A 20081-nucleotide genomic window follows, 5' to 3' on the forward strand; every position below is an offset into this window, starting at 1 on the left:
GACGCTTACTCCAGGAACAGGGTGGCGGGGTGTTCGAGCAGGCCGCGCACGGCCTGGATGAAGGCTGCCGCATCCATGCCGTCGACCACGCGGTGATCGAAGGACGAGGACAGGTTCATCATCTTGCGCACCACGATCTGGCCATTGACCACCATCGGCCGCTCGACCATGCGGTTGACCCCGACGATCGCCACTTCCGGATGGTTGATCACCGGCGTGCTGGCAATGCCGCCCAGCGCGCCGAGGCTGCTCAGGGTGATGGTCGAGCCGGACAGTTCCTCGCGGCTGGCCTTGCCACTGCGCGCGGCGTCCGCCAGGCGTGCCACTTCCGCGGAGTTGCCCCACAGGTCGCGGGATTCGGCGTGGCGCAGCACCGGCACCATCAGGCCGCTGTCGCTCTGCGTGGCGACGCCCAGGTGCACCGCGCCGTAGCGGGTGACCACGTCGGCCTCATCGTCGTAGCGGGCGTTGAGCTGCGGGAACTCGCGCAGGGCGACCACCATCGCGCGGGCGATGAAGGGCAGCAGGGTCAGTTTGCCGCGTGCCGCGCCGTACTTGCCGTTGAGGTGCTGGCGCAGGGCTTCGAGGTCGGTGACGTCGATTTCCTCGACATAGCTGAAGTGCGGAATGCGCCGCTTGGCCTCGGCCATCTTCTGCGCGATCTTGCGGCGCAGACCGATCACCGGGATCTTCTGCTCGTCGTGGCGCGCGGCGTAGCCGGAGGCCACGGTGGCGCCGCCGTGGGTCAGGTAGAGCTCCAGGTCGTCGGGGAGGATGCGCCCGGCGGGGCCGCTGCCCTGTACGAACTGCAACTCGACGCCCAGGTCGCGGGCGCGCTGGCGGATCGCCGGGGAGGCCAGCGGTTTTTCCCCCGGCGCCCGGCGGACGGCCGGCGTCGGCGCTGGGCGGGCTGCCGGGGCGAGCGGCTTGGGCTCCACGCGGGCCTCGGGCTTCGCGGGTTGCGGGGTGGCTTCGGGCTTGGCTGCCGGCTGGGCTGGCGCTGCCTCCTGGGTCTTCGGCGGCGTGGCTTCCTTGAGGTTGCCCTGGCCTTCCACTTCCAGGCGGATCAGTTCGCCGCCCACGGCCAGCACCTGGCCCGGCTCCCCGCCGAGGGCGAGGATCTTCCCGGCTACCGGCGAGGGAATCTCCACCGTGGCCTTGTCGGTCATGACTTCGGCCAGCACTTGGTCCTCATGAACCTCGTCGCCGACCTGTACGTGCCACTCCACCAGCTCGACTTCGGCGATGCCTTCGCCGATATCCGGCATCTTGATGACGTGAATGCCCATTCAGACCTCCATGGCACGCTTGAAGGCGGCGCCAACCCGCGCCGGCCCGGGGAAGTAGTCCCATTCCTGGGCGTGCGGGTAGGGGGTGTCCCAGCCGGTCACGCGCGCGATGGGCGATTCGAGGTGGTGGAAGCAGTGCTCCTGGACCAGCGACATCAGCTCGGCGCCATAGCCGCAGGTGCGGGTGGCCTCGTGGACGATGACGCAGCGCCCGGTCTTCTTCACCGACGCGACGATGGTGTCCAGGTCCAGCGGCCAGAGACTGCGCAGATCGATGATCTCGGCATCGATACCGGTCTCCTCGGCCGCGGTCTGCGCCACGTAGACGGTGGTGCCGTAGGTCAGCACGGTGAGTTCCGCGCCGGGTCGGGCGATCACCGCCTTGTCCAGCGGCACGCTGTAGTAGCCCTCCGGCACCTGGCTGGCCGGGTGCTTGGACCAGGGCGTCACCGGGCGGTCGTGGTGACCGTCGAACGGGCCGTTATACAGGCGCTTGGGTTCGAGGAAGATCACCGGGTCATCGTTCTCGATGCAGGCGATCAACAGGCCCTTGGCGTCGTAGGGGTTGGACGGCATCACCGTGCGCAGGCCGCAGACCTGGGTGAACATCGCCTCGGGGCTCTGGCTGTGGGTCTGGCCGCCGTAGATGCCGCCGCCGCAGGGCATGCGCACCACCATCGGCACGATGAAGTCGTTCACCGAGCGGTAGCGGATGCGCGCCGCCTCGGACACCAGCTGGTCGGTGGCCGGGTAGACGTAGTCGGCGAACTGGATTTCCACCACCGGGCGCAGGCCGTAGGCACCCATGCCGACGGCGGCGCCGATGATGCCGCTCTCCGAAATCGGCGCGTCGAACACCCGCGAGCTGCCGTACTTCTTCTGCAGGCCCTCGGTGCAGCGGAACACGCCGCCGAAGTAGCCGACGTCCTGGCCGAACACCACGACGTTGTCGTCGCGTTCGAGCATGACATCCATCGCCGAGCGCAGCGCCTGGATCATGGTCATGCTGGTTACTGCCTGGGCGTTTTCCGTTTGCGGGTTCATGGCATTCATACCCCGAGCTCCTGACGCTGCCGGCGCAGATGCTCCGGCAGGTCCTTGTAGACGTCGTCGAACATGCTGGCAGCGCTGAAGACGTGGCCGTCCACCAGCGAGCCGTGGCTTTCGGCTTCCTTCTGCGCGGCGATCACTTCGGCTTCCAGTTCCTTGTGCAGCGCGTCGTGCTGCTCATCCGACCAGATGCCGAGGGTGACCATGTGCTGCTTGAGGCGGGCGATCGGGTCGCCGAGCGGGAAGTTGGTCCAGTCGTCGGCCGGGCGGTACTTCGACGGATCGTCGGACGTGGAGTGCGGGCCGGCTCGGTAGGTGACCCACTCGATTAGGCTCGGGCCGAGGTTGCGGCGGGCGCGTTCGGCGGCCCACTGCGAGGCGGCGTAGACGGCGAGGAAGTCGTTGCCGTCGACGCGCAGCGAGGCGATCCCGCAACCGACCCCACGGTTGGCGAAGGTGGTGCCTTCACCGCCGGCGATGGCCTGGAAAGTGGAGATCGCCCACTGGTTGTTGACCACGTTGAGGATCACCGGCGCGCGGTAGACGTGGGCGAAGGTCAGGGCAGTGTGGAAGTCCGCCTCGGCGGTGGCGCCGTCGCCGATCCAGGCCGAGGCGATCTTGGTATCGCCCTTGATCGCCGAGGCCATGCCCCAGCCGACCGCCTGGATGAACTGGGTGGCGAGGTTGCCGGAAATCGAGAAGAAGCCGTACTCGCGGCTGGAGTACATGATCGGCAGCTGGCGACCCTTGAGCGGGTCGGCCTCGTTGGAGAGCAGCTGGCAGATCATGTCCTTCAGCGGGTAGTTCCGCGTGATCAGGATGCCCTGCTGGCGATAGGTCGGGAAGCACATGTCGCCGTCCTTCAGCGCCATGGTGTGGGCGGTGGCGATGGCTTCCTCGCCCAGGCACTGCATGTAGAAGGACATCTTCTTCTGCCGTTGCGCGGTGGTCATGCGCGCGTCGAAGATGCGCGTCTTGAGCATGGCGCGCAGGCCGGTCTCCAGCTGCTCGCGGCTCAGCCCCGGGTTCCAGTCGCCGAGCGCCTGGCCGTCATCGTCGAGCACGCGCACCAGGCTGTAGGCGAGGTCGGCGGTCTGCGCCGGCTCCACGTCGATGGCCGGCTTGCGTACCTCGCCGGCCGCGGACAGGTGCAGGTAGGAAAAGTCGGTCTTGCAGCCGGGACGGCCGGTGGGTTCCGGGACGTGCAAGCGCAGGGGAGCGTAATCGGTCATGGCGTGCCTCCGGCCTTTGCGGCCCAAGGAAGGGATCGGAAAGGGCTCAGCGAACGGGCGCGGCGGAGAACGGACTGGGCGGGTGCAGCCCGGGCTGGGCAGCGGCGAAAAAACGGTGCGCGCGGACGCGGCAGAGGAGCGGGGTGTGCGTGACGTCACTCATGGTGAGGTCCTCATCGTTTGTTCTTGTGAATTCAGTATATGCCTCGGTAGCTGGTTTTTTGCGCCAAATTGACTCGGCTGTAGCGGCTTGATTAGTATGTTTGAACTAACAAAGCCATAAACGGTAGAACAGCTAACCATGGCCGAACTCGACCGCATCGACCTCAAGATTCTCCGCGCTCTGGCCGAGGATGGCCGCCTGAGCTGGCGCGACCTGGCCATCAAGGTGGGCCTGTCGCTGACCCCGACGCTGCGCCGGGTGCGGCGCCTGGAGGAAGAGCATTACATCCAGGGTTACTTCGCCCGCCTCGACGAGGAGCGCCTGTCCGGGGCGATGAGCGTGTTCGTCTCAGTCTCCTTAGAAAAGCAGACCGGCGACTACCTCGCTCGGTTCGAAGAACGCATAGTCGAGGCGCCGCAAGTGATGAGCTGCTTCCAGATGACCGGCGACGCCGACTACATGCTGCGCGTGGTGGTCAAGGATCTGGCCGCCTACCAGGCCTTCCTCACCAACACCCTGACCTGCATCCCCGGCGTCGCCGGGATCAAGTCGGCCTTCGCCCTGAAGTCGGTGATGCTGCGCTCGGCGCCGCCGCTCTGATTGCTCGCTGGCAAGGCAGGACGGTGGTTATTTCTGGGTGACTCACTGCGCTCGCTCTTCGGGCCGAAAGCGGTCACCCGCGAATGCCTGCTCTCGACCCAGGCTGTGTGAAAATGCCGGTATCGCCTAAATTTGATGAATCGATGTCAGCGGGGGCTGCACATGAAGCGATTCATCGAGGGGGAAAGTCGGGCACAGGTGAGTTTGCTTCCAGAGTGCTTGGATGACTACATTACCGACGAGAACCCAATCCGTGTGGTTGAAGCGTTCGTCGAGCAGCTCGATCTGGCTGGGCTGGAGTTTTCCGGTGCAACTCCTGCCACAACGGGGCGTCCGTCCTACCATCCCGCGGTGTTGCTGAAGATCTACCTCTACGGTTACCTCAACCGCATTCAATCCAGCCGTCGCCTAGAGCGCGAATGTCAGCGCAACCTCGAACTGATGTGGCTAACTGAACGGTTGGCGCCAGACTTCAAAACCATTGCCGACTTCCGGCGCGATAACGGCAAAGCCACCCGCAATGTCTGTCGGCAGTTTGTTGTGCTGTGCCGCAACCTTGACCTGTTCTCACAGTCGATCGTGGCCATCGATGGCAGCAAGTTCAAGGCCGTCAACAATCGCGACCGGAACTTCACCAAGGCCAAGTTGCGCGCACGAATGGAGCAGATCGAGAAGAGTATTGATAGGTATCTGGCGGCGATGGACACCGCCGACCGAACCCAGTCCGATGTCGTCGAGGCGAAGACGAGCCGTCTCCAGGACAAGATCGAGAAGCTCAAACAGCAAATGCAGGCGCTCAAGGAGATGGAACAACAGCTACACCAAGCGCCGGATGGACAGGTATCTCTCACTGATCCCGATGCTCGCGCCATGGCCACCAGCGGCCGAGGCACCGGAGTGGTCGGCTACAACGTACAGACCGCCGTGGACGCTAAACATCACCTGATTGTCGCCCACGAAGTGACCAACGTTGGCCATGACCGAACTGCGCTGGCCATGATGGCCGAGCAAGCGCGGAGCGCCACCGGAGTCGAAGCCCTCACGGTCGTAGCCGACCGCGGCTATTTCAGTGGCGAAGAAATTCTCGCCTGCGAGCAGTCCGGCATAACCACCTACGTACCCAAGCCACTGACGTCGAACAGCAAGGCTGACGGTCGCTTCGGCAAGCAGGACTTCGTGTATGCGCCCGAGAAGAACGAATACCGCTGCCCCGCTGGGGAAAGCTTGATCTACCGCTACACGAACCTCGAGGCCGGGCTGACGACGCATGCCTACTGGAGTTCGAACTGCAAGCAGTGTTCGATCCGGTCGCAGTGCACCAGCCTTTCATATCGAAGAGTTCGGCGCTGGGAGCACGAGGGCGTCATCGATGCCATGCAACAGCGACTGGATCACCAGCCCGGGATGATGGGCGTGCGTCGTCAGACCGTTGAGCACCCGTTTGGAACGCTTAAATACTGGATGGGCTCGACGCATTTCCTGACAAGAACGCTGGCGCGTGTGAGCACCGAGATGAGCCTGCATGTACTCGCCTACAACTTCAAACGACTGGTGAGCATCCTCGGCATCGCAGGAGCACTGGAAGCAATGCGGGCCTAAAGAGTGATGGCCTTTTTCCGCCCTCTATAAGCCTTCTGAGAGGGGTTTCAACCGACGTCAGGGCTTACCTCCGCCTCTTACGGCGATCTGCGGTGATCGGTTGCTTTGGCTGCCAAGGCGTGACCGGCTCTGGAAGTTGGTCGAGTTGCTGGCTGTTTTCACACAGCCTGGACCCATAGCGGACACTAACGCCTTAGTTAACCGGCGCCGTAGGCGCAGGCCGGAGGGTACCAATACAGGCCATGACAATGCGAAGCATGGCCTGTGTTAGCGTCCGCTTTGAACGACCAGTTAGGCTGGGATGCAAAAGCACAGCTCCCACACGGTGGACTAGTTCTGCTCCGGCGACATGACTGCTCCTATGCTAAGTAGGCCGAGCCCGGGAGGTGGCATGGGGTGGATATCGGAAGATAACAGCTTGAGTTCCGCTTCTCTTATCTGACGCTTTCCGTTGGCTTGCGTCTTCTCAAAGCGCTTTTCTTCAGCACTCCTTTTCTTGAGCGCACTAGCCATTCTGTCGTATGCATACTCAGACATGGGCTCACTCTTAAGTGCACGCTCCAAGTACGTAATTGCTTCACTGGGTAGACCTTTGTTGTTAAGCAGGTTTCCAATGTTTGAAACTATCCATTGCGAGGAGTCCTCTGGCTTCATGAGAGCTTCAGCTTTTCGGTATGCTTGGAGTGCTTGATCGTAGAGATCAAGGCGCAGGCAAGAGTTGCCAAGGTAGCCGAGATACTCAATGGACTTCGGGTTCTCGATCGAAAGGTTCCAGAGAAGTGCAACAGCAATTTCATGAAGATCTATTTCTTGGGCTAGCCGTGCGTATTTATACCGAAGTGCCACGTGGGTCGGATGATTGACGAAGCATTTCTGAATAATCTGAAGTGCCTCTGCGGTTTTTGTCTCGCGTTAAAATGCTTCGGCAAGATCGATCGCCACATCTGGAAATTGCTCGGGACCAAACTTCTGTAACTCAGCGATCGCGCTTTCGTTGTCTTGGGAATCGCTGTGGCAAAGAGCAATAGCCCGACTAATCGATGCGTCCTTGGGGTATTTCGTTTGCGCATTAGCGAGGATGGACATGGCTGCATTAGCACGCTTCACAAATCGAAGTATGTGAGCCACATTCACCTGAATATTAGGCTTGTCTGAGTGTGCTTCAGCGAAGGCAGTGAGGGGACTTATGTCGGTCTCGCCTCCGAGGTGATATTCGCATACCAAGACCCAGGCCTGATGTATCAGTGCATCATCGCCGGTTTGTTTTGGAATCTCCTCAAGAAGAGATTTCCGCGCCTCTGAATATTTTTTATCAAAGAACTCATTAAACCAAGAGCGATTTACGCTGGGCTCGCTGTTCTCGGAATTGACCATACTAACTAGGCGGCCTGGTACAAAACCTAGAGACCGCATCTGGGTTCGTATTTGATTGCACGCTGCTCCTGTTGCAGCCTGCATGCTTCCGTCTGATCTGTTTTCCTCGTATTTTCCGGGGGTGATCCCGAGGAGATCGCTTGGTAGATGCAATTCTCCGTTCATCGGCAGGAGAAAATAAACTCTATCTCGGCCGAGTTTTCCAATAAACAGACCGAACTCAAAAAGCACGTTGTCACGCACGGTGGCAGATGAAGTACTTCGGATTTTGATCAAATCATCTGGAGAAAAAACGAATACTGCAAAGTCGCTTTCTTGCAGAGCCTTCGAAAGCGACTCAATTGTCGTTTTGGAAAGCTCAAATACACCCTGATCCCAAACGGTGACTTCAGCATCATGGAGGAGGTTTTGTTGTACTGCGTAAGCAACATTCAGGCCCTCCACAGAGGATCCTATAAAAACGCGAGGCTTGGCCATAATGGGGTCCAGAGTGTTGAGATGGTTGCGTGATCGGGAATCCTAACTATAAGTAGGCGACAGATGCGAAGTGATTTTTACACCACTTGTGTCGCATAACGTCCCTTGCTCACCTGTACGCCCTTGACCCCATTGAGCCGATCACTCGAAACGCGACATGAAGCTGATGGGAAAGCGACAACAGTAGGCGGGAGGTTAGGAAGTCGTTTGCTAAATGTCTATGGTCGGTGTCGGCGCAAGCGTCGTCACCCAGCGAGTGCCCGCTTTTGGCCGATCTCTGTCTCTCGCGAACGTCCGTTGTGGGTCGACTCCGGCCTGTCACGACCGGCAACAGTCGACAGAAGCGGACCTTCAAGAGATCCGCAAGGCCAGGAGCGGCCGGGACAAGGCCGGGAACCTCAAGTGAGCGGAAGATTCTTGGTGACGCAATGAATACCGCCGCCGCCGGCGGCGATCGGGTCGATATTCACCTGTTCCACCACCCGTCCCGGATAGAGCTTGGTCAGCAGGTCCTTACAGTATTTGTCCGCCGCCGCGTCGCCGAACTGCGGGGCGATCACGGCGCCGTTGATCGGCAGGTAGTTGATGTAGCCCGGCGCGAAATCCGGGTTGTTGCGGCTGTACTGGTTGCTGCGCACCGTCAGGGGCGGCGGCAGGGTGTGGACCACCAGCTTGCGTCCATCGGCATCGGTGGCCGCGTTGAGGATTTCCAGGTGCTTGCGGGTCACGGCGTAGTCGTAGGACTTGGGGTCGTTGTCCAGGTTGGCGATCACCACGCCGGGTTTGACGAAGCGCGCATAGAAGTCGACGTGGGCGTCGGGGATGTCCTTGTTCTTGATGCCCGGCAGCCAGATGATCTTGCGCAGGCCGAGGTTGGCCTTCAGCTCGGCCTCGATCTGCGCCTTGCTCATACCCGGGTTGCGGTTGCTGTTGACCCAGCAGCTCTCGGTGATGATCGCGGTGCCGTGGCCGTCCACCTCGATGCCACCGCCTTCACCCACCAGCGCGCTGCGAATGTAACTGGCCTCCAGCTCGTAGCTCAGGGTGGCGGCCGCACGGGTGTCGTTGCTCGCCGGCTGCTTGTCACCCCAGCCGTTGAAGTTGAAGTCCACCAGGCCCAGGCCACCCGCTCCGTCGACCACGAAGCAGCCACCGTAGTCACGCACCCAGACGTCATCCAGCGGCATGGTCAGGAACTCGATGTTGGTGGTGCCGCATTTGCTCCTCGCCTGGGATAGCTGGTTGGCCCGGCACAGGACGGTTACCGGCTGGTACTTGGCGATGGTCTTGGCGAGCAGGGCGATGGTGTTGTTGACGGCAGTCTCCCAGCCCTCCCAGACGCGGGAAGAAGCCGCGAAGGCCAGGATCACCCGCTCCTGCGGGCCGTGTTCGTCGGGCATGTACCAACTCGCGGCCAGGGCGGCGGGAACGCGGGCCGCGCCGAAACCGAGGCCGAGCGAGGCGACGGCGCCGATGCCGCTGGCGGCCATCAGCTGTTTGATGAAGTCACGACGTGTAGACATGGTGGGTCCCTCTTCTGGTGGGGGGGTGTGATGCCGCCGCAACCGGTCGGCTCGCCATCAATGGCTTGCTGCTCCCTGGCACGACGGACGGGCCGGCGGCCCGTCGCCGGCTCAAAAGGTCTTGTTGGCGCCCAGCACCAGGGTGGCCGAGCAAACGTCGTCGAAGCCCATGTAGTTGGCGCATTCGCTGTCCGCGAGATCGGTATCGACGTAGCTGGCCGACCAGTTCAGGCCGAGCAGTTCCTTGCTCAGCTTGAGCTGCCATTCGCGGTAGCTGCTGCGGGTGTCGCCGGCGCCATCGAGCAGCAGCGGATCCTTGGGGTCGACCTTGCCGTAGCGCAGGTCCAGGGCCACGTCCGCCGGCAGCAGGGTGCCGTAGCCGACGTAGCTGTACAGGTAGCTCTGGTCGCCACCGAGGTTGTCGGAGTAGTAGGCACCCAGCTTGGCGCCATAGGCGGTCAGCTGGCTGAAGTACTCGCCGTAGTTGAGCTCGCTCTGCCGCGGGTACTCGTACTTGTAGTAGGCGGTGTCCAGGCTGATGTCGTCGCTGATCTGCCAGTTGTAGCCGGCGTAGTAGTCCAGCTCCTGGCGCGTCTTGCTGCTCAGGCCGAAGTCGACGTTGGAACTCCACACCCCGGCATACAGGCCGCTGCTGTGGCTGAGGGTGGCCGAGCCCTGCAGCGCCGGGTCGTTCTGGGTCTGCGAGATGCCGCGGGTGCGGTAGTCGCTGTAGACGCCGGCATCCAGGTACAGGGCGAAGTCTTGGTTCAGCTCGATGGCCTGGCTCAGCCCCCAGGGGGCGAGTAGGACGATGGCCAGGGCGGCCTTGGACGGGTACTGCATGGAGAGGCTCCTTTCTTGTTGTTGTGGGCAAGGCGCTGCCATGCCGCGCCGACTGGCGCGGCGGCAGTTGGGGCTCGGGTGGTCGGCCGCGGGGGCCGGAGCGTCAGTGGCTGGCGGTCTTGAAGGTGGTCCAGGCACGCATGCGCGCGCGCATCGAGCGCTGCGGGATGTCCTTGCCGGGAATCAGCCGCGCGTAGGTGGCTTCGTCGACGTAGATGTCCGGGTTGTTGCGCATGTCTGCATCGACCATCGGCCTGGCCTTGGCGTTGGAGGTCGGGTAGCCGGTGAAGTTGCTGATCGCCGCCATGTTCTCCGGCCGCATGACGAAGTTGATGAAGGTGTAGGCGTACTCCGGATGCCTGGCATCCACCGGGATGGCCATGGTGTCCATCCACACCGTGGTGCCTTCGCGCGGGATGTGGAAGCGGAAGTCCGCCGGCTTGCCGGCACCGCTGGCGGCGCGCTGGGCCTGGGTGAAGTCGCCGCTGTAGCCGAGCGACAGGCACAGGTCGCCGTTGACCAGGTCGGTGACCGGCTGCGACTGGAACTTGCGGATGTAGGGCTTGATCGCCAGCAGCAGCTCGCTGGCCGCCTTCAGGTCGGCCGGCTCGGCGCTGCGTGGCGTACGGCCGAGGTAGTTGAGCGCCACGGCCATGACCTCGTCCGGCGAGTCAATCATGGAGATGCCGCAGTCGGCGAACTTGGCCGCGTTCTCCGGCTTGAACAGCAGGTCCAGGCTGTTCACTGGCGCGCCGGGCATGCGCTTCTCGACCATCGCGGCGTTGTAGGTGATGCCGATGCTGCCCCAGGTGTAGGGCACGGTGGCGTGCCGCGAGTAGGGATACTTGGTCTGCAGGCTACGCAGGCCGGGCTCGATGTCGGCCAGGTGCTGGAGCTTCTCCGGATCGAGCTTCTGCAGGGCGCCAGCGCGCATCAGGCGCTCGGCCACGGTGTCGCCGGGGAAGATCAGGTCATAGCCGCTGTTGCCGGACATCATCTTGGCCTCCAGCATCTCGCTGCCTTCCATGACGTCGTAGATCACCTTGATACCGGTCTCCTTGGTGAAGTTGGCCAGGGTGTCCTCGGCGAAGTAGTCCGCCCAGTTGTACAGGCGCAGGGTCTTGTCCTCGGCGGCGGCCGAGGCCTGGGCGCAGCACAGCGCCAATGCAGCGATCAGCAGTGGATTCTTGGTATTCATCGTCAGACTCCCCGGGCGTTCCAGTGGCTATGAGTTTGGCGGCCATCCAGGCCCAGCAGCGGTCCGTACATCTCCGGGCGGCGATCGCGGTAGATGCCCCAGGTCAGGCGCTCCTCGCGCATAGCGGCGAGGTCCAGATCGCGCACCAGCACACCGCTGGTGTCGCGGTCGGCCTCCGCCAGCAGTTTGCCCTTGTGATCGGTGATGAAGGACGAGCCGTAGAAACTCATCTGCAGGTCCGGGTCGGTAGTCGCCACCTCGCGGCCGACGCGGTTGGCTGCGATCACCGGGACGATGTTGGCGGCGGCGTGGCCGCGCTGGGTCAGCTGCCAGTGGTCGCGCGAATCCAGTGCGGCGGCGCCCGGCTCGGAGCCGATGGCGGTCGGATAGAGCAGCACCTCGGCGCCCATCAGCGCCAGGCAGCGGGCAGTCTCGGGGAACCACTGGTCCCAGCAGATGCCGACACCGATGCGGCCATAGGCGGTGTCCCAGACACGGAAGCCGGTGTCGCCGGGGCTGAAGTACTCCTTCTCCTGGTAGCCGATGGCGTTGGGGATGTGGGTCTTGCGGTACACACCGAGCAGGCGGCCGTCGGCATCGGCCACGGCCAGGGAGTTGAAGTAGGCGTTGCCGGCCTTCTCGAACCAGGACAGCGGCAGGACCACGCCCAGTTCGCCGGCCAGCGCGGCGAAGCGCTTGAGCAGCGGGCTGTGCGCGTACTCCTCGGCCAGCGCCAGGTGCTTGTGATCCTGTTCGATGCAGAAATACGGAGTGGCGAACAGCTCCTGCAGCAGGATCAGCCGGGCGCCGCGGGCTGCAGCCTCGCGCACCAGCTGCTCGGCGCGGTCGAGGTTGTCTTTCAGGTCCCAGCTGCAGGCGAACTGGGTGGTGGCGACGGTCAGTCTGCTCATGGCCTCACCCCTTCAGCGGCCAGCGCGGCTGCTGCTGGGTGATGCAATGCACCCCGCCACCGCCGTGGGCCAGCTGGTTGATCCGCACCGGCACCACTTCGCGACCGGGGAAGGCCATGCGCAGGGTGGCCGCCGCCTGGTCGTCGGCGGCGATGCCGTAGGCCGGCATGATGATGGCGCCGTTGCAGATATAGAAGTTGGTGTAGGAGGCACAGAATACCTCGGCCTCGGTATCCACCGCCTCGCTGGCCTCGAACAGTTCGAGCAGCTCGAAGGAGCGCCCCTTGGCGTCGGTGGCCAGCTCCAGGGCGCGGCGGTTCTCGCGGATCACTTCGGCATACACCGAGGACTGGTCGCGGGTGGCATCGACCAGCAGCGCACCGGGACGGGCGAAGGCACACACGCCATCGACGTGGCCGTCGGTCATGTCGCCGGTGACGTACTGCGGATCGCCCGGCAGCCAGATGGTCTTCTTCACGCCCAGCAGGCGGGCGAAGATCTCTTCCATCTCGGCCTTGCTCATGCCCGGGTTGCGGTTGGGGTTGAGCAGCACCGACTCGGTGGTGATTAGCGTGCCTTCGCCGTCCACATGGATGGCGCCGCCCTCGTTGCTCAGCGGCGTACCGAAGCACTCCAGTCCCAGACCATTGAGGATGCGCCGCGCCAGGCCCTCGTCGAGACCGTGCTCGGACTTGCCGCCCCAGGCATTGAAGCGCCAGCTGACGCCGGCCAGGCCCAACTGCGGGTGACAGACGAAGCTCGGACCCGAATCGCGGCACCAGCTGTCGTCCACCGCCAGCTCGATCAGCTCGACACCCTCCCCGCACAGCTCGCGGGCCCGGAACACCGCCGAAGGATCGACCACCATCTTCACCGGCTCGAAGCGGGCGATGGCGTTGGCCACCCGGGCGAAGTCGACCTGCACCTCGGCCAGGGTCACGCCCCAGCCAGACTCCCACAGCGACTGATTGTGCGGCCAGACCATCCAGGTGGCGGCGTGCGGGGCCCATTCGGCGGGCATGAACCAAGCGTTTGGAGCGACTGCGTTCTGTTGCATACAAGTGCCTTTCAGTTAAGTCTTTGTTATCACTGAAAACCGCAGATGCGGTGATGGCTTGCATGCTAGGCCTGTAAAAACGTCGTAACAAACGATAGATTTTGCACAATCCTGATTAGCTGGGCTTATCAATCATGCTCAAACACTGGCCTCCCCTGAACGCCCTGCGCGGCTTCGAAGCCGCAGCCCGCCTGGGCAGCTTCCACAAGGCTGCCGAAGAGTTGCACCTGACCCAGTCGGCCATCAGTCAGCAGATCCGCAGCCTGGAAAGCTTCCTCGAACAGCCATTGTTCTTCCGCAACGGCCGCAGCGTGGCGCTGACCGATGCCGGCTTCGACCTGCTCAGCACCACCCAGGCGCTGCTGCAGCAGTTGGCCGTGGGTATCCGCCGCCTGGAGCAGTACCGCAAGCCCAACCAGTTGGTGGTCAACACCACCCCAGCCTTTGCCCGCCACTGGCTGGTGCCGCACCTGGCGGACTTCCACCAGCGCCACCCGCAGATCGACCTCTGGTTGCTGACCACCGACGAGACGCCGGACATGGCCACCCAGACCATCGACATCGCCGTGCGCGACGACCTCAGCGCCCAGGCCGAATGCAGCTTTCGCGTGCTGCTGGAAGATCGCCTGTACCCCGCTTGCCATCCCGGCCTGCTGGAACTGGCAGCGGATGCACGGACCACCCTGCATGGCGAGCGCGAGATGGACTGGAGCCACTGGCAGGTGCAGGGCGGCGCCGATGTCGGCCAGCACAGCCAGGGGCTGAACTTTTCCGATCCCGGCCTGCTGCTGGATGCCGCCAGCCAAGGGCTGGGGATAGCCCTGGTCAGCCAGCTGCTGGCCGGCCGCGCGCGGGATCAGGGTCTGCTGGTGCCGCTGGCGGAGCAGACGGTGCGCGGTCCGAACTGGACCTGGCTGGTGCACCGCGATAGCCAGGGCGACCCGCTCACCCGCAGTTTCTGCGACTGGCTGGTCGGGGCCCTTGAGGAAGATTCAAAGGGGGTCGAGCCGCCGCTGGGACAGGGCTACTGAATCCGTTTGATTCGTGAACGGTGCTATGGCCGCCGTGGTTCGAAAGCTGCAAGTCCGAAGCGTCCGCTTCGGCCAGAAGCGGACGCTCGCTTCTTACTGAAAACCTCTCCCCTGATGAGAAGAGGCTTCAGGAGGCTCCCTTCAGTTTTGGTACTCACTGAATTTCGCAGAGTTGGGCTCAAGGGGAAGGGCCAATCCATTAGCGATGTACGAAACAGTGCGATAGAAACCCGCGAGCATCATGACTTCCAAGATCTGGTTATTGTCGAAATGCTCGCTGATCCTTGCGAACTCTTCGTCGCTCAGCGCCGCTCGCTCATGCAGGGCATCGATTGTCTCAAGCAGCGCGGCCTCATCATCTCTCCACTGCCCCGAGCGCAAAGGTACTTCCAGGGTTCCGGTGACCTCATCCCTTGTGAGCCCAGCAGCTTGGCCAAAAGCCCATACGTGCACCCCCCACTCGTACTCACATCCTGTCCGCGCGCAAATCCTGTTAATGGCCAGCTCCCGTTGACGAAGAGTCAGCAGTGTTCCCTCAAGCAGCGATCCGCCCCTGAATTTACGCCACGCGCGGTCACTACTTGCGATAGTTGTGAACAGCAGTAGTGGTGGGACGCCAGTCCCCATGATCTTGTCAAAAACGGCTTGGACTTCATCCGGATAGGGTTGATTAAGTGGGTTGATTCTCGCCATGGTATCCTCCGCTATTGAAAGTGTAGCGATCTCTTTATGCTACAAAATCAGTAGCACTGCAAGGCGGATAGAGATGACTGATGACGAACAACATTTTTCGTCAAAGATGGAGGGGCGCCGCCCGATCATGGCGCTTCTGGAACTGCTTGGACAAAAGTGGGCGCTGCGGATTCTCTGGGAGCTTCGAGATGGCGCGCTGAGTTCACGAGCATTACGTACCGCCGCAGGAAATATTTCACCCACAGTACTGCAAGCAAGGGTCAACGACCTGCGTGATGCCGGCCTGATTGTGTTGGGCGATCAAGGGTACTCGCTGACATTGTTAGGCGTAGAGCTTCAGGGGGCATTTGCTCCGCTATATCAGTTTGCGGGTCGATGGGCCGATGCATTGAAGCAGGACGCCCCCTAGTCGTCCGCTGCTCCCCATACTGCTTATGGAAAAGGGGACTGGAAAAGGGGACAGATTTATTTATAAAGCAGACCGGCCGCTTCTGGCTGCTCGCCACTGGCAACTTCGGGGCGATCGCTGCCAGTTGGTGGACAAGCAAAGCGTTGTCCACCCTACAGTCCCGGATTCCACCATTGAAATGTCCAGGCTACCTTGCTACCGCTACCGTTGCGAGGGCAGCACCCGCTACAGCACGGGGCATGCCTACAACATGGCGGGCCTAGGATCGAACTGCTACGCGGACACCATCGATATCGCCCCGTCCTGCCCGCCCGAGCAGGTTGTCGCCGAGGCCACGGCGTTCGTGGTGTGCCAGTAGCCCCGCGACGGGCTGGGGCTCAGGCGCTGTGCTGCGGGAGCTTGATCGGCTGGTCGCGTTCGGGTGCGTCTTCGGCCTGGTTGTCCGGCGCGTCGTCACCCTCCGCCGGTTCGCCGTCCAGCCATTGCTCGGTGGATTTCTGCGCCTGGTCGATCTGTTTGTTGAGTTCCTTGGCCGTTTCGTTCAGCGCGTTGCGGGCAGCCTGTTCGACTTCCTGCTGGGCTTTCTCGGCGAGTTTCTGGGCGGCGTCTTCGGCGGCTTCGCAGCCGGCCAGCAGGGCCAGAGCGGCGACGCAGGCGACCCGCAGCGAGCGAGCGGTGAGCGGGGAAAAGGACATGGTGACTTGCTCCATAGAGATGGCACGGCGTGGCCGTGACGAACAGGGGGCCGATGGTACGGTTTGGACAACAGGTGAGACATCTAGGGTGGAAAACCCGCGAAGCGGTTTCCCACCGAGAGAGATCCAGGCTTCCTCGCTGCTGTATCAGTTAGCAGGAAGGGGGCGCTTGCGGCGTCAGCGTGCAGGCTGGTCAGACGGCGTTCCGGCCTCGGGCTTGAGCGCCAGTTCGCCGCGCTCGCGGACCCAGAACAGCGTGGCGCCAGCCACCGCCGCCGGCATCACCAGGACGTTGACCACCGGCACCAGCAGCGCCAGGTAGGTGACGCCGCCGAAGCCGAGGCTCTGCCAGCGTTTCTCGCGCAGCCAGGCGAGCATCTCGTTCCAGCCGAGCTTGTGGTTGTCGGCGGGATAGTCGATGTACTGGATGGCCATCATCCACACGCCGAACAGCAGCCACAGCGGCGCGGCGATCAGGTTGACCCCGGGGATCAGCGAGAGGATGAACAGGCCCACGGCGCGCGGCAGGAAGTAGCCGAGTTTGCGTGCCTCGCGGCCGAGGGTGCGCGGCACCATGGCCAGCAGTTCGCCCCAGCGGAAGGGCGGGAAGTCGTCCTGGCCGCGCACCACCACTTCCACCTTTTCGGCGAGAAAACCGTTGAGCGGGGCGGCGATGATGTTGGCCAGCATGGTGAAGCTGAAGAACACCATCAGCAGCACCAGGGCGACGAACAGCGGCCACAGCAGGTAGTCGAGAAAGCCCAGCCAGTCCGGCAGGCTGGGCATCAGGGCGTCGACCCAGCCGCTGAACTGGCGCACGGCAAAGCCGACCAGGGCGGCGAACAGCAGCAGGTTGAGGGTCAACGGCAGCAGCACGAACAGGCGCAGGCCGGGGCTGAGGACCAGCTTCAGGCCTTCGCGCAGGTATTGCGGGCCGCTCAGCGCAGGGGCAGGCATAGGGTTCTCCCATGGATAAATTCGCGCCGACCTTACCGGCTTTACCCTATGGCGCCTAGCGCTAGGGCTGATAGACGCAGGCCCGGTTGCGCTGCTGCTTGGCCTGGTACATGGCGCTGTCGGCGGCCTTGGTCAAGGCTTCCGGGCTGTCGGCGTGCTCGGGGTAGAGGGCGATGCCGATACTCAGGGTTACAAAATCGATCTGCACCCCGCTCAGTTCGATCGGCGTCGCCAGGGCGCCGAGCAGGCGCTCGGCGAGCTTGCTGGCGGCTGCGCGCGAGGTGGCGGGCAGCAGCATGATGAATTCGTCGCCGCCGACCCGGAAGAAACGGTCGGGCTGGCGCAGGGTCTGGCGCAGGCGCGCGCCGATGGCGATCAGCAGGGCGTCGCCGGCATCGTGGCCATAACGGTCGTTGACTTCCTTGAAGCGGTCGAGGTCGATGAACAGCAGCGCCAGCGGATTGTGCGTGCGCTGGGCGGCATCCAGAGCGGCCTTCAACTGTTCGTCGAAGGCCTTGCGGTTGCCCAGCCCGGTCAGCGGGTCACGGTAGGCCATGTCGAGCAGCTGGTTCTGGTAGGCCACCTGATCGCTGATGTCGCGCAGGATGCCGCGGTAGCCGGCGAAGCGACCTTGGCTGTCGCGGACAAAGGCGAAGCTGGTTTCGAAGTAGCCGAGGCTGCCGTCCTGGCGCTTGAGTGGCGCGGCGAAGATGGTTGCACCTTGCTCGCTGAGGGCCTTGAGCAGGTGCGTCTGCGCGCGTTCGACCTCGGCGGCGCTGAGTATGTCGCGGAACGAATGGCCGAGCAGCTGTTCATCCGGATAGCCAAGCAGCGCTTGTACGGCGCGGTTGATGCGAATGATCCGGCCGTGCTCGTCGAGCTCGAAATAGCCGTCGTGGATGGTGTCGAGAATCGCCCGGTCGCGCGCCTCGCTCTGCTCCAGGCGTTCGAGCATGCGGTTGAGCTCGCCGCTCAGTTGCCCGAGTTCGTCATCGCCGTGGTCACTCAGGCGCGGCAACGAGGCCGCGCCGCCGATCCGCGCGATTTCCGCGTGCAGGCGCTGCACGCGGCTCAGCACCCAGCGCTCCAGGCCCAGGTAGATCAGCAGCAGCGCCACCAGCGCGGCGGTGACGGCGAGCAGGAGGAAGAAGTGGATCGCCTGCCGGCCTTGCTGGTACAGCGTGCGCGGCTGGCTGATCTGCATGCGCAGTTCCGGCTCGCCGCGCAAGTTGTGGAACTGCAGTTCGATCCGCTGTTGCTGCGGCCCCAGGAGCCGGCGCGGGCTGATCTGGATCAGCTGCAGGAAGGCACTTCTATCGCGCAGCGGGGCTTGCCAATGCTCGCCGGGGTGGGGTGCGGGCGGCAGCAGCTGCAAGGTGCCGCCCATCTGGGTCTGCAGCTCGGCGAGGCGCTGGGCATCGAGGAAGAGCCCGGCCAGGACATTGCCGATCGGGGCGGCGCTGCCCTGGTTGTTGCTGATCGGGCTGCTGACCAGAATGAGCGGAATACCCTGGATCAGCAGAATCTGGGCGCTGGTTTGCTCGACGCTGGCATGCTTATCGAGCAGGCCCAGTTGGCGGCTGCGCTCGAGGATGGCCTGGCGCAGGCTTTCCAGGCTAGGCGGATGTTGTGTGCCGAGCGCTGGCAGCTCGGGCAAGTCGGGCGGCACCCACTGCTCGCCGAAGACCCGTCCCTGGTTATCGGCATAGACCATGAAATCGAAGCCGAGGTTGATCAGCGAGTCGGGGTCGAGATTGCGCCGGGCGAACTTCTCGCGGCTCAAGCCTTGGGCGAACTCATAGCTGTCATCCCACCAGGCATAGCTGCGCAGCAGGTCGAGGTTGCGCCTGACGGTGTTGTCGATATTGATGCTCAGGCTCTTCGCCTCATTGACCAGCAGCTGGCCATCCTGGCTGTCGAAGCGGCTGAGCAGCAGGTGCTGCGACAGGCTGTTGACGATCAGCAGGGTCAACAGCACGAGGGGGATGAACAGCCAAAGCAGGCGTGTGCGTAGGGTCATTCGGGGCAACTGCAGGCTGTGCCTGCGATCAGGGTGTTCATCTAGAGTCCCCCTGTTTGCCGTGGCGTCCTTTGATCTATGACAAGGCAGGTGCAGCTAGGCGCCGTCACAATTCAACCCATAGAACTCCGCTCTGCGCAGTATAGACAGGCGGCTGCGGCACTTTGCGCATATAGGGTTTGCCTATGGCGCGGATTGGAAATCGGCACTTCCGCCGCGTCGCCGCCCTGGGTAGTCTTGCCGACAATTCTTCGGACCCTGAGTTCAAGCCTTTCAGGAGTGGTTCATGAGCGTATTGGTTAACAAGCAAGCACCGGATTTCACCGCCGCCGCGGTACTCGGCGACGGTTCGATGGTCGAGGATTTCCAACTCTCGGCGCTGCGCGGCAAATATGTCGTGCTGTTCTTCTGGCCGCTGGACTTCACCTTCGTCTGCCCGTCGGAAATCATCGCTCACCACAACCGTATGGATAAATTCCGTGAGTTGGGTGTGGAAGTGGTTGGCGTGTCGATCGACTCGCAGTTCACCCACTACGCCTGGCGCAACACGCCGGTGGAGCAGGGCGGCATCGGCGCGGTCGAGTTCACCATGGTCGCCGACGTCAAGCATGAGATCACCCGTGCCTACGGCATCGAGCACGATGACGGCGTGGCCCTGCGCGCGACCTTCCTGATCGACCGCGCCGGCGTGGTGCAGCACCAGGTGGTCAACAACTTGCCGCTCGGCCGCGAGGTCGACGAAGTGATCCGCCTGGTCGAGGCCCTGCAATTCACCGAAGCGCACGGCGAAGTCTGCCCGGCCGGCTGGCGCAAGGGCCAGAAAGGCATGAAGGCCGACGCCGCGGGCGTCGCCGCCTACCTGGCCGAGAACGCCAACGCCCTGTGATTCGCCGGCGGGCCAGCGCGGCCCGCCCTTACCCGTTTACGGGGCCACCGCCGTTTACGAGCCTTCCCCAAGTG

At 63.1% G+C, this 20081-nt stretch carries 20 protein-coding genes; 6 read left to right on the forward strand and 14 right to left on the reverse strand.

The window, feature by feature from the left end; genetic code table 11:
• Positions 1-5: 5 nt before the first annotated feature.
• Genes D3880_RS05105 through D3880_RS05115 form a run of 3 tightly spaced genes read right to left on the reverse strand, consistent with a single transcriptional unit; the run spans position 6 to position 3571 of the window.
• Positions 6-1289: a dihydrolipoamide acetyltransferase family protein gene (locus D3880_RS05105; protein ID WP_119892422.1), complete on the reverse strand. Its 1284-nt coding sequence runs from the start codon at positions 1287-1289 to the stop codon at positions 6-8.
• Entirely contained in the window at positions 1290-2342 is a 1053-nt protein-coding gene (locus D3880_RS05110) for an alpha-ketoacid dehydrogenase subunit beta (protein ID WP_119892423.1), read from the reverse strand.
• On the reverse strand, positions 2339-3571 hold the full coding sequence (locus D3880_RS05115) for a 3-methyl-2-oxobutanoate dehydrogenase (2-methylpropanoyl-transferring) subunit alpha (protein WP_119892424.1): 1233 nt from the start codon (positions 3569-3571) through the stop codon (positions 2339-2341). The genes D3880_RS05110 and D3880_RS05115 overlap by 4 nt, the downstream gene beginning before the upstream one ends.
• Before the next feature lie 301 nt (positions 3572-3872).
• Between D3880_RS05115 and D3880_RS05120 the strand changes: the two genes are divergently transcribed.
• Positions 3873-4334, forward strand: coding sequence for an Lrp/AsnC family transcriptional regulator (locus tag D3880_RS05120; RefSeq protein ID WP_119892425.1), 462 nt, complete (start codon positions 3873-3875; stop codon positions 4332-4334).
• A 162-nt stretch (positions 4335-4496) separates the two neighbouring features.
• Complete coding sequence (locus D3880_RS05125; RefSeq protein WP_119892426.1) at positions 4497-5933, forward strand: IS1182 family transposase; 1437 nt, start codon at positions 4497-4499, stop codon at positions 5931-5933.
• Positions 5934-6263: 330 nt separating this feature from the next.
• On the opposite strand, the gene D3880_RS22910 is transcribed toward D3880_RS05125, so the two are convergent.
• The 7 genes from D3880_RS22910 to D3880_RS05155 all read right to left on the reverse strand — a co-directional run bounded on the left by D3880_RS22910 (position 6264) and on the right by D3880_RS05155 (position 13316).
• Positions 6264-6779, reverse strand: a complete 516-nt coding sequence (locus D3880_RS22910; RefSeq protein ID WP_218567598.1) for a hypothetical protein — start codon at positions 6777-6779, stop codon at positions 6264-6266.
• Positions 6780-6845: 66 nt separating this feature from the next.
• On the reverse strand, positions 6846-7784 hold the full coding sequence (locus D3880_RS22915; RefSeq protein WP_218567599.1) for a TIR domain-containing protein: 939 nt from the start codon (positions 7782-7784) through the stop codon (positions 6846-6848).
• 398 nt (positions 7785-8182) lie between these two features.
• Positions 8183-9307, reverse strand: a complete 1125-nt coding sequence (locus D3880_RS05135) for an agmatine deiminase family protein (RefSeq protein WP_119892427.1) — start codon at positions 9305-9307, stop codon at positions 8183-8185.
• Positions 9308-9418: 111 nt separating this feature from the next.
• Positions 9419-10150 (reverse strand): TorF family putative porin, encoded by a 732-nt coding sequence (locus tag D3880_RS05140; protein WP_119892428.1) that lies wholly within the window; start codon positions 10148-10150, stop codon positions 9419-9421.
• Between the two features lie 103 nt (positions 10151-10253).
• The gene (locus D3880_RS05145) at positions 10254-11348 is read right to left on the reverse strand and encodes an extracellular solute-binding protein (RefSeq protein ID WP_119892429.1); all 1095 of its coding nucleotides are present in this window, start codon (positions 11346-11348) and stop codon (positions 10254-10256) included.
• Positions 11349-11350: 2 nt separating this feature from the next.
• A complete protein-coding gene (gene aguB / locus D3880_RS05150; protein WP_119892430.1) occupies positions 11351-12259 on the reverse strand; it encodes an N-carbamoylputrescine amidase in 909 nt (302 codons plus the stop codon).
• A 4-nt stretch (positions 12260-12263) separates the two neighbouring features.
• Positions 12264-13316 carry an agmatine deiminase family protein gene (locus D3880_RS05155; RefSeq protein WP_119892431.1) on the reverse strand — a complete coding sequence of 351 codons (1053 nt, stop codon included), beginning with the start codon at positions 13314-13316 and terminating at the stop codon, positions 12264-12266.
• A gap of 134 nt (positions 13317-13450) precedes the next feature.
• On the opposite strand from D3880_RS05155, the gene D3880_RS05160 reads away from it, so the two are divergent.
• Positions 13451-14347, forward strand: a complete 897-nt coding sequence (locus tag D3880_RS05160; RefSeq protein ID WP_119892432.1) for a LysR substrate-binding domain-containing protein — start codon at positions 13451-13453, stop codon at positions 14345-14347.
• Between the two features lie 141 nt (positions 14348-14488).
• On the opposite strand, the gene D3880_RS05165 is transcribed toward D3880_RS05160, so the two are convergent.
• Positions 14489-15040, reverse strand: a complete 552-nt coding sequence (locus D3880_RS05165; protein WP_119892433.1) for a carboxymuconolactone decarboxylase family protein — start codon at positions 15038-15040, stop codon at positions 14489-14491.
• A 73-nt stretch (positions 15041-15113) separates the two neighbouring features.
• On the opposite strand from D3880_RS05165, the gene D3880_RS05170 reads away from it, so the two are divergent.
• Together D3880_RS05170 and D3880_RS22635 are read left to right on the forward strand one after the other, a co-directional pair.
• The gene (locus D3880_RS05170; protein WP_238474407.1) at positions 15114-15449 is read left to right on the forward strand and encodes a winged helix-turn-helix transcriptional regulator; all 336 of its coding nucleotides are present in this window, start codon (positions 15114-15116) and stop codon (positions 15447-15449) included.
• 178 nt (positions 15450-15627) lie between these two features.
• A complete protein-coding gene (locus D3880_RS22635; protein WP_162934940.1) occupies positions 15628-15807 on the forward strand; it encodes a hypothetical protein in 180 nt (59 codons plus the stop codon).
• A 19-nt stretch (positions 15808-15826) separates the two neighbouring features.
• Here D3880_RS22635 and D3880_RS05180 read toward each other — a convergent pair whose 3' ends face one another.
• From D3880_RS05180 to D3880_RS05190, 3 genes are all read right to left on the reverse strand, one after another.
• The gene (locus tag D3880_RS05180; RefSeq protein ID WP_119892435.1) at positions 15827-16144 is read right to left on the reverse strand and encodes a hypothetical protein; all 318 of its coding nucleotides are present in this window, start codon (positions 16142-16144) and stop codon (positions 15827-15829) included.
• 177 nt (positions 16145-16321) lie between these two features.
• Positions 16322-17101: a sulfate transporter CysZ gene (gene cysZ / locus D3880_RS05185; RefSeq protein ID WP_119892436.1), complete on the reverse strand. Its 780-nt coding sequence runs from the start codon at positions 17099-17101 to the stop codon at positions 16322-16324.
• 61 nt (positions 17102-17162) lie between these two features.
• The gene (locus D3880_RS05190) at positions 17163-19121 is read right to left on the reverse strand and encodes a sensor domain-containing diguanylate cyclase (protein ID WP_119892437.1); all 1959 of its coding nucleotides are present in this window, start codon (positions 19119-19121) and stop codon (positions 17163-17165) included.
• A gap of 286 nt (positions 19122-19407) precedes the next feature.
• On the opposite strand from D3880_RS05190, the gene D3880_RS05195 reads away from it, so the two are divergent.
• The gene (locus D3880_RS05195) at positions 19408-20007 is read left to right on the forward strand and encodes a peroxiredoxin (RefSeq protein WP_119892438.1); all 600 of its coding nucleotides are present in this window, start codon (positions 19408-19410) and stop codon (positions 20005-20007) included.
• Positions 20008-20081 lie beyond the last annotated feature (74 nt).

The organism is Pseudomonas cavernae (assembly GCF_003595175.1).
In the GTDB taxonomy this organism is placed as follows: Bacteria; Pseudomonadota; Gammaproteobacteria; order Pseudomonadales; family Pseudomonadaceae; genus Aquipseudomonas; species Aquipseudomonas cavernae.

Bases quoted from the DNA above. Each gene is read 5' to 3' on its own strand.
- D3880_RS05155 (WP_119892431.1), bottom strand. From the start codon at position 13,316: ATGCAACAGAACGCAGTCGCTCCAAACGCTTGGTTCATGCCCGCCGAA.
- D3880_RS05160 (WP_119892432.1), top strand. From the start codon at position 13,451: ATGCTCAAACACTGGCCTCCCCTGAACGCCCTGCGCGGCTTCGAAGCC.
- D3880_RS05190 (WP_119892437.1), bottom strand. From the start codon at position 19,121: ATGACCCTACGCACACGCCTGCTTTGGCTGTTCATCCCCCTCGTGCTG.
- D3880_RS05165 (WP_119892433.1), bottom strand. From the start codon at position 15,040: ATGGCGAGAATCAACCCACTTAATCAACCCTATCCGGATGAAGTCCAA.
- D3880_RS05195 (WP_119892438.1), top strand. From the start codon at position 19,408: ATGAGCGTATTGGTTAACAAGCAAGCACCGGATTTCACCGCCGCCGCG.
- D3880_RS05120 (WP_119892425.1), top strand. From the start codon at position 3,873: ATGGCCGAACTCGACCGCATCGACCTCAAGATTCTCCGCGCTCTGGCC.
- aguB (WP_119892430.1), bottom strand. From the start codon at position 12,259: ATGAGCAGACTGACCGTCGCCACCACCCAGTTCGCCTGCAGCTGGGAC.
- D3880_RS05170 (WP_238474407.1), top strand. From the start codon at position 15,114: ATGACTGATGACGAACAACATTTTTCGTCAAAGATGGAGGGGCGCCGC.
- D3880_RS05105 (WP_119892422.1), bottom strand. From the start codon at position 1,289: ATGGGCATTCACGTCATCAAGATGCCGGATATCGGCGAAGGCATCGCC.
- D3880_RS05145 (WP_119892429.1), bottom strand. From the start codon at position 11,348: ATGAATACCAAGAATCCACTGCTGATCGCTGCATTGGCGCTGTGCTGC.
- D3880_RS05140 (WP_119892428.1), bottom strand. From the start codon at position 10,150: ATGCAGTACCCGTCCAAGGCCGCCCTGGCCATCGTCCTACTCGCCCCC.
- D3880_RS05135 (WP_119892427.1), bottom strand. From the start codon at position 9,307: ATGTCTACACGTCGTGACTTCATCAAACAGCTGATGGCCGCCAGCGGC.
- D3880_RS05180 (WP_119892435.1), bottom strand. From the start codon at position 16,144: ATGTCCTTTTCCCCGCTCACCGCTCGCTCGCTGCGGGTCGCCTGCGTC.
- D3880_RS05125 (WP_119892426.1), top strand. From the start codon at position 4,497: ATGAAGCGATTCATCGAGGGGGAAAGTCGGGCACAGGTGAGTTTGCTT.
- D3880_RS22915 (WP_218567599.1), bottom strand. From the start codon at position 7,784: ATGGCCAAGCCTCGCGTTTTTATAGGATCCTCTGTGGAGGGCCTGAAT.
- D3880_RS05115 (WP_119892424.1), bottom strand. From the start codon at position 3,571: ATGACCGATTACGCTCCCCTGCGCTTGCACGTCCCGGAACCCACCGGC.
- D3880_RS05110 (WP_119892423.1), bottom strand. From the start codon at position 2,342: ATGAATGCCATGAACCCGCAAACGGAAAACGCCCAGGCAGTAACCAGC.
- cysZ (WP_119892436.1), bottom strand. From the start codon at position 17,101: ATGCCTGCCCCTGCGCTGAGCGGCCCGCAATACCTGCGCGAAGGCCTG.
- D3880_RS22635 (WP_162934940.1), top strand. From the start codon at position 15,628: ATGTCCAGGCTACCTTGCTACCGCTACCGTTGCGAGGGCAGCACCCGC.